Origin of the sequence: Deminuibacter soli, from assembly GCF_003412455.1 — a bacterium.
GTDB lineage: Bacteria > Bacteroidota > Bacteroidia > Chitinophagales > Chitinophagaceae > Deminuibacter > Deminuibacter soli.
In genome coordinates this window covers 367,121-381,251 of the sequence record NZ_QTJU01000001.1, presented here as the reverse complement: position 1 = coordinate 381,251, position 14,131 = coordinate 367,121, and the positions used below count along the sequence as shown (strand labels likewise).

General features: G+C 47.6%; 10 protein-coding genes and 1 tRNA gene. 7 read left to right on the top strand and 4 right to left on the bottom strand.

The window, feature by feature from the left end; all coding sequences use genetic code 11:
- Window positions 1–134 precede the first annotated feature (134 nt).
- Window positions 135–1,535, bottom strand: coding sequence for a class II fumarate hydratase (fumC, locus tag DXN05_RS01555; RefSeq protein WP_116845448.1), 1,401 nt, complete (start codon window positions 1,533–1,535; stop codon window positions 135–137).
- 169 nt (window positions 1,536–1,704) lie between these two features.
- Here fumC and DXN05_RS01550 point away from each other — a divergent pair, with 169 nt between their 5' ends.
- The gene (locus tag DXN05_RS01550) at window positions 1,705–3,018 is read left to right on the top strand and encodes a DUF3472 domain-containing protein (RefSeq protein ID WP_116845447.1); all 1,314 of its coding nucleotides are present in this window, start codon (window positions 1,705–1,707) and stop codon (window positions 3,016–3,018) included.
- A gap of 28 nt (window positions 3,019–3,046) precedes the next feature.
- A complete protein-coding gene (locus tag DXN05_RS01545; RefSeq protein WP_245975087.1) occupies window positions 3,047–6,046 on the top strand; it encodes a glycoside hydrolase domain-containing protein in 3,000 nt (999 codons plus the stop codon).
- 69 nt (window positions 6,047–6,115) lie between these two features.
- On the opposite strand, the gene DXN05_RS01540 is transcribed toward DXN05_RS01545, so the two are convergent.
- Window positions 6,116–6,895 carry an enoyl-CoA hydratase/isomerase family protein gene (locus DXN05_RS01540; RefSeq protein WP_116845446.1) on the bottom strand — a complete coding sequence of 260 codons (780 nt, stop codon included), beginning with the start codon at window positions 6,893–6,895 and terminating at the stop codon, window positions 6,116–6,118.
- Window positions 6,896–6,933: 38 nt separating this feature from the next.
- Between DXN05_RS01540 and DXN05_RS01535 the strand changes: the two genes are divergently transcribed.
- The gene (locus tag DXN05_RS01535; protein WP_116845445.1) at window positions 6,934–7,536 is read left to right on the top strand and encodes a trimeric intracellular cation channel family protein; all 603 of its coding nucleotides are present in this window, start codon (window positions 6,934–6,936) and stop codon (window positions 7,534–7,536) included.
- A gap of 82 nt (window positions 7,537–7,618) precedes the next feature.
- Here DXN05_RS01535 and DXN05_RS01530 read toward each other — a convergent pair whose 3' ends face one another.
- Together DXN05_RS01530 and gltX are read right to left on the bottom strand one after the other, a co-directional pair.
- On the bottom strand, window positions 7,619–9,148 hold the full coding sequence (locus DXN05_RS01530; protein ID WP_158559098.1) for an ArnT family glycosyltransferase: 1,530 nt from the start codon (window positions 9,146–9,148) through the stop codon (window positions 7,619–7,621).
- Between the two features lie 86 nt (window positions 9,149–9,234).
- Window positions 9,235–10,776, bottom strand: a complete 1,542-nt coding sequence (gltX, locus tag DXN05_RS01525; RefSeq protein WP_116845443.1) for a glutamate--tRNA ligase — start codon at window positions 10,774–10,776, stop codon at window positions 9,235–9,237.
- A gap of 48 nt (window positions 10,777–10,824) precedes the next feature.
- Here gltX and DXN05_RS01520 point away from each other — a divergent pair, with 48 nt between their 5' ends.
- From DXN05_RS01520 to DXN05_RS01500, 4 genes are all read left to right on the top strand, one after another.
- Window positions 10,825–11,478 carry a polysaccharide deacetylase family protein gene (locus DXN05_RS01520; protein ID WP_116845442.1) on the top strand — a complete coding sequence of 218 codons (654 nt, stop codon included), beginning with the start codon at window positions 10,825–10,827 and terminating at the stop codon, window positions 11,476–11,478.
- Window positions 11,479–11,688: 210 nt separating this feature from the next.
- Window positions 11,689–12,456, top strand: a complete 768-nt coding sequence (locus DXN05_RS01515) for a TatD family hydrolase (RefSeq protein WP_211329956.1) — start codon at window positions 11,689–11,691, stop codon at window positions 12,454–12,456.
- A 48-nt stretch (window positions 12,457–12,504) separates the two neighbouring features.
- Window positions 12,505–12,591, top strand: a tRNA-Ser gene (locus tag DXN05_RS01510).
- Window positions 12,592–13,203: 612 nt separating this feature from the next.
- Complete coding sequence (locus DXN05_RS01500; protein ID WP_116845440.1) at window positions 13,204–13,872, top strand: hypothetical protein; 669 nt, start codon at window positions 13,204–13,206, stop codon at window positions 13,870–13,872.
- The last annotated feature ends 259 nt before the right edge of the window (window positions 13,873–14,131 follow it).

Sequence of the window (14,131 nt, the reverse complement as noted above, 5' to 3'; positions counted from 1 at the left end):
AAAACTGCTCCAAACAACAACAGATCAACAATTGCAGCCTGCAAACAGTTGACAGCAGTACCTGTTCATTTAAAAAAAAGGCTGCGCCCGTTCGGAGGAACAGACGCAGCCCGTTATAAAAATCGCTTGTATGGTTATTTCAGTTCGCCTACCATTTTAGCGGGTATTACCCACTCGTCAAATTCTTCAGGGGTAAGGTAGCCGAGTTTTACTGCCATTTCTTTCAGCGTAGTGCCTTCTTTATGGGCTTTCTGCGCTATTTCAGCAGCTTTGTAATAACCGATCCTGGTGTTGAGCGCGGTTACCAGCATCAGGCTGTTGTCAACGTGTTTTTTAATGTTTTCGTGCAGGGGCTCAATACCGGCTGCACATTTATCATTAAAGCTTACACAGCCTTCGCCAATTAAACGGGCACTGTGCAGGAAGTTGTAAATCATTACCGGCTTAAATACGTTCAGCTCAAAATGGCCGGTAGCGCCGCCAATATTGATGGTTACATCGTTACCCAATACCTGGGCAGCAATCATGGTCAGCGCCTCACATTGCGTGGGATTTACCTTACCAGGCATGATAGATGAACCGGGTTCATTATCAGGGATAAAGATTTCCCCGATACCCGAACGCGGGCCTGAGCTCAGCATGCGCACATCATTCGCTATTTTCATCAAACTTACCGCTACGGTTTTCAGTGCGCCGTGGGCTTCTACAATGGCGTCGTGTGCAGCAAGGGCTTCAAATTTATTTTCAGCTGTAACAAAAGGCAGTTTGGTAAGCTCGGCAATTTTGCGGGCTACCACCACATCATAACCTTTGGGGGTATTAATACCGGTACCAACCGCAGTGCCGCCCAGTGCCAGCTCCGTGAGGTGCGCCAGCGAATTTTTGATGGCCTTTAAGCCATGGTTCAGCTGCGATACATAACCGCTGAATTCCTGGCCCAGTGTAAGCGGGGTGGCATCCATAAAATGCGTACGGCCTATTTTCACCACCTGCATAAACGCTTTACTTTTGGCTTCCAGCGTATCGCGCAGGCGTTCAATACCGGGGATGGTGGTTTCTACTAGCATTTTGTAGGCCGCAATATGCATGGCCGTAGGGAAGGTATCGTTGGATGACTGTGATTTGTTCACATCGTCATTCGGGTGCAGTATTTTGTCTTTGTCTGTCAGCTGGCCGCCTTTCAGTACATGACCGCGGTAGGCAACTACTTCATTTACGTTCATGTTGCTCTGCGTGCCGCTGCCTGTTTGCCAAACCACCAGCGGAAACTGGTCGTCAAGTTTACCGGCAAGAATTTCGTCGCACACCTCGCCAATCAGTTCAGCTTTTTCTTTTGGCAGCACACCCAGCTCTTCATTGGCAAGGGCAGCTGCTTTTTTCAGATAGGCAAAGGCTTCGATAATTGGCTTGGGCATCTTGTTAATGTCCTGCGCAATTTTAAAATTCTCAACGCTTCTTTCTGTTTGCGCACCCCAATAAACATGAGCAGGCACTTTTACCTCACCCATGGTATCTTTTTCTATGCGATAGTCCATACAGTTGATTTATTTTGAGGGCAAAGGTAGGTGAGAAAACGGGAAACATGGGGTAGCAGCAGGGTACATATTTGGTGCAACCGTTACAGTATTTCCGGTTTCCGCAAACGATTGTTCAATATTTTCACCGGCTGCGCCGCAAACAGGGTGCTGTTGCTATTTTTAACGGATGAAGAAACAGGCTACCCGTACCATGCTCCAGCTATGTAGCTGGCTGCTTTTTGCAGGCGCAGTGGTTGCACAATCAGATACTTCCGCAGTCATCGTTCCGCCAGGCGGCAACTCGTTTGTAACCACAACAGTCAAGGGCGATAAAGCCGAAGTCACCGGCAAGGGCTGGGAAAACTGGCAGCAATCGTCCACTGTTTTCAGCACGTATATTAAAGTGAGCCGCAAAGGCAGCCTGCAATTGTTTGCCACCCTGCAGGTACCGCAGGGACAATCGGTGGTGCGTTGCACTATCGGTAAAAATTCCCGCACGGTTACGCTAAAAGACAATGCCGCCAAAGAATATGCACTGGGCAGCTGGGATATCGACAGCGCGGGCTACGTGAAAATCGACATGCAGGGCGTAAGCAAAACAGGCCCTGTGTTCGCCAGCCTGTTGCAATGGCGCATAGGCGGCACAGCGGTAGATGCACAGGCGCACTATGTAAAAAACAATGAAGGCAATTATTTTTACTGGGGGCGCCGCGGTCCCTCCGTGCATCTCGGTTACGATATCAGCGAGGTACAGGGTAATGCAGAATGGTTTTACAACGAGATCACGGTTCCCAAAGACAATGATGTTATCGGCTCTTATTATATGGCCAATGGTTTTGGAGAAGGCTATTTCGGCATGCAGGTAAACTCTGCCACCGAACGCCGCATCCTGTTTTCGGTATGGAGCCCCTTTAAAACCGATGATCCGGCTGCTATCCCGGAAGACCAGAAAATACGCCTGCTGAAAAAAGGTGATGGCGTACATGCCGGTGAGTTTGGCAACGAAGGTTCGGGCGGACAAAGTTACCTGCGCTTCAACTGGAAAGCAGGCAACAGCTATAAATTCCTGCTGCATGCCCAACCCGGCGATAGCGACCGGACTACTTATACTGCTTACTTCTTTGCACCCGAACGTAACCAATGGCAACTCATCGCCAGCTTCAGCCGCCCGCATACCCAAACCTGGCTCAAACACCTGCATTCTTTTCTCGAGAATTTTGAGCCCGAAACAGGGTATCTTACCCGCAAGGCACTGTACCATAACCAGTGGGTAAAAACCAGCGATGGTAAGTGGATAGCACTCAGCAAAGCGAAATTTACCGGTGATGCCACCGCGCAAAAAGGTTACCGTATGGACTATGGCGGCGGTACAGCGGGCAATGCTTTCTACCTGCACAACTGCGGCTTTTTCAGCAACAACACTGTGCTGAATACACCGCTGGTAATACAACCCGGTGCTGGTGACGGCGCTCCGCAAATTGACTTTACGCAACTACCTTAACATTATATCGCTCAGAAATATTTCACTTATGCTATCTACCAAAGGTTTTAACAGGCTGGCTGTTGTGCTCGCTGCAACTGTCTGCAGCGGCACGGTAATGGCGCAGGAACTGCACTATACCAACGGCAACAATGCCTGGAATCCTGATTCACTCGGCAACCACCGCATAGTACTGCAGGTGGCTGCACCCGGTAATGCTGTACATGCACACATTGCCTGGCGCCGTAACGACAATGATCCACAGCTGAAAAGAATCATTGTTACCGACGCACAAAATCACCGTATCGATAATGTGTTCACTGAAAATATTACCCGCGAAGCCGGGGATATTTATTTCCAGCCCGTGCAGGGCAAAGGCACTTACTATGTGTACTACCTGCCTTATAAAAATGAAGGCCGCAGCAACTACCCGCGTGGTGTGTATGTAAAGGCGGATACCACTGCTTCAGCCACCTGGCTTAACCAGCTGCACAAAAACACCGCAGCTGCCGCAACTGTGAAAGAATTGCAGGCTATCAATGCCTTCAACAGCTTTTATCCCATGGAGGTAATTGCCACTGCCGCTGAAACCCAACAGCTGCTGGCGAAATATCCCGGCAAGGCTTACCTGGTGTTCCCCGAAGACAGGCTGCATGCCATTAAAATGAAAACCGATCTGCCTTACCGCTGGATAAAATCAGGCGTACAGCAGCAACTCAGCGGTACAAGCGACAAAGGTGCTTACTACGCGTTCCAGCTCGGTGTGTATGCACTGCAGCAATTGCAGAACGTGCACGTTCAGTTCTCTGATCTCAAAACCGCTGGCGGCGCCGTTATCAGCAGCGATAAAATAGATTGCATCAATACCACCGGACTGCAGTACGATGGCAAACCATTCAAACAAACCGTACAGGTGGCCGCACACGACATACAACCTTTATGGTGTGGGGTAGATGTGCCCGCCGCTGCAACACCCGGAGTATACAAAGGCACTGCTACCGTGCAATGCGATGGTATGCCCGCAACAACCATTCAGCTGCAGTTAACCGTGAGCAATACCACAGCCGTTAATGGCGGTGTAAACACACCGGAAAACATGACGCGTGTTAAGTGGCTCAACTCTGCCATGGCACAGGAAAATACGGTAATCGCTCCTTACACACCGCTGGCCATACAAGACAGCACAATCAACCTGCTGGGCCGTAACCTGAAAATTGGTAAAGATGGTCTCCCTGCACAAATACAGACTTTCTTCACCCCTGAAATGACCAGCGTCAGCAGCACACCCAATAACCTGTTTACCGAACCGGTGCACTTTCATTTTACCGATGCTGCCAACAAGAACTTCCTGCACTGGAAAACAAATGGCTTCACCTTCACCCGTCGCGAGCCGGGCACAGTAGCCTGGGAAGCCACCAGTACTTCCGAAGCTCTCGAAATGCAGGTAAGCGCAACAATGGAGTTTGATGGCTTTGTTGCCTACAGCGTTAAGTTCACCGCTTTGAACGATGTACAGCTCAACGATATCAACCTGCACCTGCCCATGCAGCCCGATGCATCGAAATACTTAATGGGCCTCGGTTTAAAAGGCGGCAACAGGCCTGATACCGTTCAATGGAAATGGGATGTGGCACACAAAAACCAGGACGGTGCATGGATCGGCAGTGTAAATGCCGGCCTGCAATTCTCCCTGCGCGATGAACATTATGTGCGCCCACTCAATACCAACTTCTACCTGCAGAAACCTTTGCTGCTGCCCACCTCATGGGGCAATAGCAACAAGGGCGGTATCGATGTTTTCCAGAAAGGAAAGGCCATCCTGGTAAATGCATACAGCGGTGCACGCAACATGAAAAAGGGTGAGGTGTTGTACTATAATTTCAACCTGCTCATTACGCCGTTCCATGCCATCAATACCGACTTCCAGTGGAGTACACGTTTCTACCACAAATACGATAACCTCGATACCATCAAAGCCACTGGCGCTACAGTTGTAAACATTCACCACGGCACACCCATCAATCCCTGGATCAACTATCCGTTTATTGAATGGAAGCAGATGAAATCCTACATCGATGAAGCACACAGCAAGGGTTTAAAGGTGAAGATTTACAATACCATCCGCGAACTCTCAAATCACACTTACGAATTACCTGTACTGCGCAGCCTGGGTCATGAAGTATATTCACCCGGCAAGGGTGGCGGCTTTACCTGGTTGCAGGAGCATGTGGGCAGTGATTATATCGCCGCATGGTTTGTGCCCGAAGTAAAAGATGCTGCCATCATCAACAGTGGCATGAACCGCTGGCACAACTATTATGTAGAAGGCATGAACTGGCTGGTGCAAAACGTAGGCATCGATGGTATTTACCTCGATGATGTGGCGTTCGACCGTGTTACCATGAAACGCATCAAACGTGTGCTCACCAACAATGGTCACCCCGGCATTATTGATCTGCATTCAGCCAATCAATACAACCCCAGTGATGGCTTTAACAACAGCGCCAATTTATACATGGAGCATTTCCCATACCTCAACCGTTTGTGGTACGGCGAATACTTCGATTACAACAAAAACAACCCTGATTTCTTCTTAACTGAAGTGAGCGGCATTCCCTTCGGTTTGATGGGCGAAATGCTGCAGGACGGCGGTAACCCATGGCGCGGCATGATTTACGGTATGACCAACCGACTGGGCTGGACAAACGTAAACGATCCCCGTCCCCTCTGGAAATTGTGGCAATCTTTCGGCCTGGAAAAATCTGCCATGATCGGCTACTGGAGCGGTAATTGCCCGGTTACAACCAGCAACGGTAAAGTACTGGCAACCGTATATAAAAAAGACGGCAAGGCCATGGTAGCCATCGCCAGCTGGGCTGATGCAGATACCGAAGTACAGCTGAATATTGACTGGAAAGCGCTTGGCATTGATGCCGCCAAAGCCAGAATCACCGCCCCAGCCATCGAAGGTTTTCAGCAGGCCGGCGATTTCACCAAAAATGCCCTGCCGGTAGCCAAAGGCAAAGGCTGGCTGCTTGTAATTGAATAACGCACAAAGTGCTTACAAAACGATTTAATAAGAAGTCCCCGTTCCGGTAAAGGTGCGGGGACTTCTTATTTATTTACCCGTAAAAACAGCTTTCCTTTTTTCGAGAAAAGCGCTGGCGCCTTCCTTCATATCTTCCGTGGCAAAACAATCGCCAAAAGCCAGCACCTCGGTTTCAAAGCCGTTTGTTGTTTCATCGTACACGGCGTTAATGGCTTTAATCGCAGCTGCAAGCGCCAGCGGTGCCTTGCTGTTAATTGTGATCAGCAGCTCCTGGGCTTTCAGTATTAACTGCTCCGGCTCCACTACATAGTTAACCAGTCCGTACTGCAGTGCAGTGGCAGCATCAATCATATTGGCACTTAAAATAAGCTCCATCGCGCGGCCCTTGCCAATTAGCCGGGTAAGCCGTTGCGTACCGCCATAACCGGGAATAATGCCAAGGTTTACCTCTGGCTGACCAAACTTTGCGTTGGAAGATGCGATTCTGAAATGACAGCTCATGGCCAGTTCACAACCGCCGCCCAGTGCAAAACCATTTACACAGGCAACCACCGGTTTAGGGCAACGTTCTATCTTAAAAAACAAATCATGACCGCGTTGCGCCAGCGCGCTGCCTTCGGCTACAGACAAGCCAACAAACTCACTGATATCTGCACCTGCAACAAAAGCCTTGGGGCCTGCGCCGGTAATGATAACAGACTTAACTGCGGGATCGGCATATATTTCATCAAACGCTTCACCCAGCTCCTGCATCACGGTTGTATTCAGCGCATTCAGTTTATCAGCGCGGTTAATAATGATGGTGAATATTCCATCGCTTAAGCCGGTTAATAATGTTTGATATGGCATAGTTCATTACTTTTATGATTAACCGAAGATAACAAAGTATGAAGCTGGTTGACCTGATTATTTACACCGGTATTTTCTTTTTTGCAGTTACCGGGGCGCTCAAAGCCCGAACGCACCGGATGGATATATTCGGTGGTTGTGTAATGGGATTTGTAACCGCTTACGGTGGCGGTACGGTACGTGATCTGCTCATTGGCATACGCCCCATCAACTGGATCAACGATTATTTTGCTTTCAGCCTGGTAACAGGCGCAGTAATTATCACCTTTTTGTTCAAGCCCAATTTCAATAAATTCCAGCGCATTGTTTTTTATACGGACGCCATCGGTTTGGGCATGTTTACAGCAGCAGGTATTGAACGCAGCCTTGCACATGGCATAAACGATCTGTATGCAGTACTCATGGGTGTTATCACCGCAACATTCGGCGGCTTTGTTGCAGATATTATCAGCAACAACGTTCCCGCCCTGCTTCGCCGCGGTGAGCTGTACGCCACAGCCAGCGCCATCGGTGGCGGTGTATACATTGCCCTGCAACATTACAAAATAGGCGACGAGGCAGATCTCTTCATTTGCGTAGTGGTAGTAGTCCTCATCCGCGTAATATCCATGCGCAAACGCATCACCCTCCCGGAACTATAAAAACGATCAAACCATACAACCATCAGGCCAGCCCGACATAGATTGAACGCTTGAACAATTAAACCATTGGAACGATATTTTCCTACCGCGCCTTCGCCTTCCTGATCTTCTCTGCAAAGAACCGGTTGAAAGGCTCATTGGCACCCTTAAGTAAAATAATAAGATCCCCCTGTTCGCGGGCATATGGGTTCATCACACTGTCTACCGCAACAGCGCTTTGAAAATCGTGTATAAACGGGTGCCGCATCTCCTGCTTGTCATCCGTGATCAGCAGCACATTGGTGAGGTGTATGCTATCTGGCAGCCAGTATACAAAACTCGCATTATCGCTGAACGCTTCCGGCAGGCCATACTTGCGGCGGTAGTAATTAACAGCACCGGCCTGGCCATAATTGTCACAGAAAAACAGGGTATGTTTCTTTTCTTCATCACTGAGCAGTTGCCAGGCCCTGGCCGATTTCTGCGCCATCTCTTCCCAGCCCAGCATATCAGCAAAGTCCTGTGGCAGCGGATGATTTTCCAGGTCTTCCCACCGCAGCACACCATAGCGCGCCGTATGGTGCTTTTCATAATGTGCCGCCAGTGCTTTTGGTGGCAGCATCGGCAATGCAATGGGCAACAGTACATAACCCAATGCTGCCGTAACTACCACCATTGCATACCGCAGCCATTTGAGTTTAGCAGCAGTGAAATTTTCGAGATGCCATGCGCCAAAAGCAAACAGCACAGGGTACGCACCCAGCGCGTAATAGCCCTTGCCATGACCGGCAAGCAGCAATGCCAGTACAATCACATATGCCACACCAATAAAGCGGTATTGCCTTCCCTTTGCGGTAAACAGCGTGCACCACAAACCGGCCATCCACACAAAGAAAACAGGGATATGGGTGGTCAGCTGCTCTATTAAAAAAGTGGAAGGGGCGATGTATTGCAGCTGCGTTTTGCGCAGTTGTCTCATGTGGAAAACCACGGGGAAATGATTGCTGTATTGCCACAGCAGGTTGGGCAGAAAAATAAGAAAGCCAAGCAAGGCAGCCCACAGAAAGGTGCGTTGTTTGAAGATGTGTGTTTGGCGTGTAAGCAACAAGCCACCCAGCAATGCCGTGATATAAAACGCCACGGAATATTTGGTAAGCATGCCCAGCGCAGCAGCTATGGCAAATCCATATATAAAACGCCTGGCATTGGTTTCTGTATAACGGATGAGATTAAAGGCCATCAGTGTCCAGAAGAATACTTCAGGCGCATTGGGTTGAAACAGGTAATGCACACGCAGGAAACCGCCCAGTACAAAGGGCAGCCAGCAAAGCAGTATGGAAAAATATTTTCCACCCAGCGATACCGCTATGCGTGCCGTGAGCACAAAAGTGAGTGCGCCAAACAGCGAGGGCCAGCACTTGATCCAGAATATAGAGTTACCGAATGCCTTCGTGAGCCATGCGAAAACCGACAATACAGGTGGCACTTCCATAAAGCCCCAGGCCATGTGATTGCCTTCGGCCAGGTATAAAAATTCATCACGATGCGGCTCATAAACCGGGTGTTGCAGCAGGTAAGGAAGTATAAACTTGATGATCGCGAGCAGCAGTATCAGCCGGTTGCCGTTTTTCATTGATAAAGGTTTGGTTGGCCAATATACAAAATGGCACCGGCAATCTGTTCGACCACCGGTGCCATTCATATAAAACTGCTGCCAGCTTATGCCTGCTGCAACAGCTGCAGTGTATGTTTAATGCGGCGGATGGTGTTGTCGCGGCCAATCAGCACAGCAATGTCAAACACACCCGGACCAAACTTGCCACCTACCAGCATCACACGGAGCGGCATCATTAAGTCGCCCGGTTTTATCTGGTGAGCGGCTGCTATCTCCTTGAATATTTTTTCCAGCTCATCGTGTTCCCACGAAGCATCCAGTTCATAGGCGCGGATTAACTCAACAAAGAACAGCTGCTTTTTATCATCCCATTTGGGTTTAATGGCAGCCGTATCAATGGTTTCCGGCTGTTTGAAGAAGAAGCCCGCCTGCTGTACAAAATCGGTCAGCAGTGTGCAGCGGTCTTTCACCAGCTCCAGCACCTTTGTTAACAATGCATCATCCGCAATGTTGATGTCTGCTTGCTGCAGTATGTCTTTTACCAATGGCTGGTATGCAGCAACCGGCAGTTTCTTAATCCACTCCTGGTTAAACCATTTCGCCTTTTCATAATTGAATTTGGCGCCGCCTTTATGTACACGGTCCATCGAGAATTTTTGTACCAGCTCGTCCAGCGTAAACAGTTCCTGCTCGCTGCCATCATTCCAGCCCAGTACAGCCAGCATGTTCACGAATGCTTCTGGCAAAAAGCCTCTTTCACGGAAACCTTGTGTAAACTCATTGCTGCGCGGATCGGTCCAGTTCATTGCGAACACAGGAAAGCCAAGCCGGTCACCATCGCGTTTGCTGAGTTTGCCATTGCCATCGGGTTTCAGAATAAGCGGCAAATGCGCCCACTGCGGCATGTTTTCTTCACCAAACAGGTAACGCCATACCAACACATGCACAGGTGCGGAAGGCAGCCATTCTTCCCCGCGGAAGGCATGTGTAATCTGCATCAGGTAATCATCTACCACAACAGCAAGGTGATAGGTGGGCATCCCGTCTGCTTTCAATAATACTTTATCATCTACCTGTGAAGTCTGGAAACTGACTTCACCGCGTATCATATCGGTTAAATGCACGGTTTCGTTTTCCGGCATCTTAATGCGGATAACATAAGGCGTACCATTGGCCAGCAGCTCCCTGGTCGCTTCCTCACCCAATGAAACAGAATTGCGCATTTTGCTGCGCAGAGCATGGTTGTATTGGGGGGATGGATTTTCAGCTGTTTTGTAGTTATTGCGCATATCTTCCAGCTCCTGCGGGGTATCAAATGCATAATAGGCATTACCCTGCTGCACCAGCTGTTCTGCATATTGCAGGTAACCGGCTTTGCGCTCACTCTGGCGGTAGGGTGCAAACGGACCACCCTGTGCAGGACTTTCATCCGGGTTTAAGCCGCACCAGCGGAGTGTTTCAGTGATATATTCTTCAGCGCCGGGAACAAAACGGCTTTGGTCGGTATCTTCAATACGCAGTATAAAATCGCCGCCCTGTTGTTTGGCAAACAGGTAGTTGAACAACACGGTGCGCACGCCGCCCAGGTGTAAACCGCCGGTTGGCGAGGGGGCAAAGCGAACACGTACTTTTTTTGCATTACTCATAGGGTGCAAAAATAATCGTTCGTTTCTTTGTAATTCAAATAACCTCGCATGTATCTCGTTAAAACTCCCTGGCTGCTGCGCAAGTGGTACGCCTCGCTGACCTGGAAAATGCCGGCTGACGAAAAAACAATCTATCTCACATTCGATGATGGTCCGCACGAACAGGCTACCCCATTTGTATTAGCACAGCTGAAACAATACAATGCGAAGGGTACTTTTTTCTGTATCGGGAAAAATGTAGTGGCATATCCCGATATCTATCGCCAGGTAATTGCCGAAGGGCATGCGGTAGGCAACCACACACACAACCATGTAAACGGCTGGAAGACCGGCGATAAACAGTACCTCAGCAATGTGCTCGAAGCCGCGAAATACATCGATTCTGATTTGTTCAGGCCACCGTATGGCCGTATCACCCGTTTCCAGACAACATTGCTGCAAAAGGCCGCTGTGCGCGGGTTACACACAGGTGTTAAAGCAGGTGCCAATGGTTTCAGGATTATTATGTGGAGTGTTTTGAGTGGCGACTTTGATGTGAAGCTTTCACCGGAGCAGTGTTTGCAGAATGTGTTGCTGAATGTTGAGCCAGGAAGTATTGTTGTTTTTCATGATAGTACCAAGGCATGGAACCGTTTGCAATATGCTTTGCCAGGCGTACTGGAAGCGTTAAAAAAACAAGGCTATCAATTCAAATCTTTATAGGTAAGTACTAAAAAAATGAAGGCCGAGGTGGAGACCTCAGCCCGTTTTTAATCCGTACCCTATGAAAACTGATCAAAAATAAGCGTTGATGTTGTGACTTCAAAATTTATATATAAATATTTTCAATGTATTTGCATTGAATTTTAAGCAAAAACAGGTTAGTTACGGTTTTTTGCTGCTTTTTTTCATTAAAAAAAAGCATTTTGCAGCATGGAAATCATAGATACACATTGTCATTTATATGGAGATGAATTCAAAAACGATATAGCAGACGCAATAAGCCGCGCAAAAAAAATTGGCGTTACCCGGTTCTATTTACCGGCGATAGATAGTGAAAGTCATAATGTGATGCTTGAGCTCGAAGCTGCCCACCCGGGAGAATTTTTTGCGATGATGGGATTACATCCGTGTTATGTAAAAGAAAACTACCTCGAAGAGCTGGCATTGGTTGAGGAATGGCTCAATAAGCGCCCGTTTGTAGCCATTGGTGAGATTGGACTGGATTTTTACTGGGACAAAACATTCACTGCCCAGCAATACGAAGCTTTTGACCGGCAGATGCAATGGGCGCTCGACCGAAAGCTGCCCATTGTAATACATACACGCAACGCCATGCAGGAAACCATTGAAGCAGTGAAACCCTTTGCTGCAAAGGGTTTGCGGGGCATCTTTCATTGTTTCAGCGGCAGCTATGAATCTGCGAAACAGATTGTTGACCTTGGCCTTTATTTGGGCATCGGCGGAGTGGTTACCTACAAAAATGCAGGACTGCCTGCAGCGTTGGAGAAAATACCCCTCGAACGCCTGGTGCTGGAAACCGATGCGCCCTACCTTACGCCGGTACCTTTCAGGGGCAAACGCAATGAAAGCAGTTACCTGACCTATGTAGCTGAAAAGCTGGCAGATGTATACCAGGTGCGGCCTGAAGTGATTGCAGAAATAACCACAGCAAATGCTTTGAAAATATTCGGCAAGTAATGCCTGAATATTGTATTTTTGCGGCCCGCCGGGCGGGAAGCAAATTACGGAGACGTGTCCGAGTGGTTGAAGGAGCACGCCTGGAAAGTGTGTATACGGGAAACTGTATCGCGAGTTCGAATCTCGCCGTCTCCGCTTAAGGAAATAGTCATTTTTGATTGTTTCCTTTTTTTGAGCAAAACATATTGATTTACAACCTATTACTTCCGGTTTTTTTAACGAAAATGTTGTTTGAGTTTTACTCAGAGATTTTTCAACTGCTGATTTGTTTTGGAATAAAACGTTAATAGACTGCTGATACGGGTGTTCGATTCATCTTGTGGGTTCTAGTTCCCGACAGTCATTGTGTCCTTTTTGCGTGTTATATGTTTTTGCTACGAGATAAAGGAAATCCAATATTACTTCTGCCTTTTCCATGTTCACCCGAATGCCATCCGAGCTAAAAGCCCTACAGCCTGATTCACAGAAACCTTTCTGACTGCAAAAGGTCTTGGCTTTCAGAGATAGCATTTAGTATTTTTTACGTTCATCAGCGTGTTCTCTGCGACATGTCGTTGTTGTTGTTTATATTGATAATGTTTATTTAAAGCCATGAACACACGTAGCCCAACAGATCCATGTTTATCATGCAAAGTTAATCCTGCCACAAAAACTAATTCGCATATTTATTCCAGGTTTATTTCAACTGGATTTCTCGGCCCCAGAGGTAAACCTCGAAAGGGATTCGAGATAAGCAGCGACACCGCAATGGATAAAAGGCCAAAAACAATTCAGGATTCGGCCAAAGAAAATTACATTCTCTGCGAGGAATGTGAGCATTATCTTAGTGTGCTGGAACAATTGGTTAGTGGGGCTTTCTCCAGTTGGCCGCAAAAAGTTGGTGTTGGAGAATATAAACTTACAAAGAACGCCTTTCTCGACGTTGTGGATTGTTCCACTGCAAATCCATTGGTTGTTAGATTACTTGTCTACTCGTTGTTTTGGCGAGCCAGCATCTCCAATCACGGGCTATTCAATAATTTTAAAATAGCTGATGACATCGAAGATATGTTACGACAGGAGCTAATGAGATTTAAGGCAACATCAAGAACTGACTTTCAAAAAATAATTGAAACTACAGGTCCTTCGATGTTTCTCCCATATTCTATGATAAGTGCACGGTCATTTAAAGATGAATCAGCTAATGTTCTGATGGCTCCTCAAACTGAAGATCCGTATTGCCTGATTGTTGACAGATTCAGCTTCATGCTATTCACCTCTGTAGACCAAATGCACCCAGTTGCCGTTCAGCCATTTTCTAATACCTCCTCCGATCATTGTCGACTAATGATTTTTAGTGAGGACTTGTGGTATGACATAATGGTACATGGCTCCATAGGATTACTAGCAAAAGCTGCGACACAGCAGAAAAGATAAATAGGAGAGAAAGCAAACTGTTTTTCTAGTGCCATTTATATAAATTAAGAAGTACAGCCTAAGCCACTGTGAAGACCTCTTAGGCTTCCAGTCATGAAAATGTCTACTTTTTAACGTCTTTAGGCTTACCTTTATTTGGTTCAACAACAAGCAGGTTATTTGCTGTTATTCATATTTGTTAATAACTCAATTTTTTTATGTAACTGGAATTACACCTGTTGGTTGATTTTCAAAATAAAACTTTGATTATCAATTATTT

Coding starts and splice junctions, on each gene's coding strand:
- DXN05_RS01535 (WP_116845445.1), top strand. CDS start 6,934: ATGAAGCTGGTTGACCTGATTATTTACACCGGTATTTTCTTTTTTGCA.
- DXN05_RS01520 (WP_116845442.1), top strand. CDS start 10,825: ATGTATCTCGTTAAAACTCCCTGGCTGCTGCGCAAGTGGTACGCCTCG.
- DXN05_RS01550 (WP_116845447.1), top strand. CDS start 1,705: ATGAAGAAACAGGCTACCCGTACCATGCTCCAGCTATGTAGCTGGCTG.
- DXN05_RS01500 (WP_116845440.1), top strand. CDS start 13,204: ATGGATAAAAGGCCAAAAACAATTCAGGATTCGGCCAAAGAAAATTAC.
- fumC (WP_116845448.1), bottom strand. CDS start 1,535: ATGGACTATCGCATAGAAAAAGATACCATGGGTGAGGTAAAAGTGCCT.
- DXN05_RS01515 (WP_211329956.1), top strand. CDS start 11,689: ATGGAAATCATAGATACACATTGTCATTTATATGGAGATGAATTCAAA.
- DXN05_RS01545 (WP_245975087.1), top strand. CDS start 3,047: ATGCTATCTACCAAAGGTTTTAACAGGCTGGCTGTTGTGCTCGCTGCA.
- DXN05_RS01530 (WP_158559098.1), bottom strand. CDS start 9,148: ATGAAAAACGGCAACCGGCTGATACTGCTGCTCGCGATCATCAAGTTT.
- DXN05_RS01540 (WP_116845446.1), bottom strand. CDS start 6,895: ATGCCATATCAAACATTATTAACCGGCTTAAGCGATGGAATATTCACC.
- gltX (WP_116845443.1), bottom strand. CDS start 10,776: ATGAGTAATGCAAAAAAAGTACGTGTTCGCTTTGCCCCCTCGCCAACC.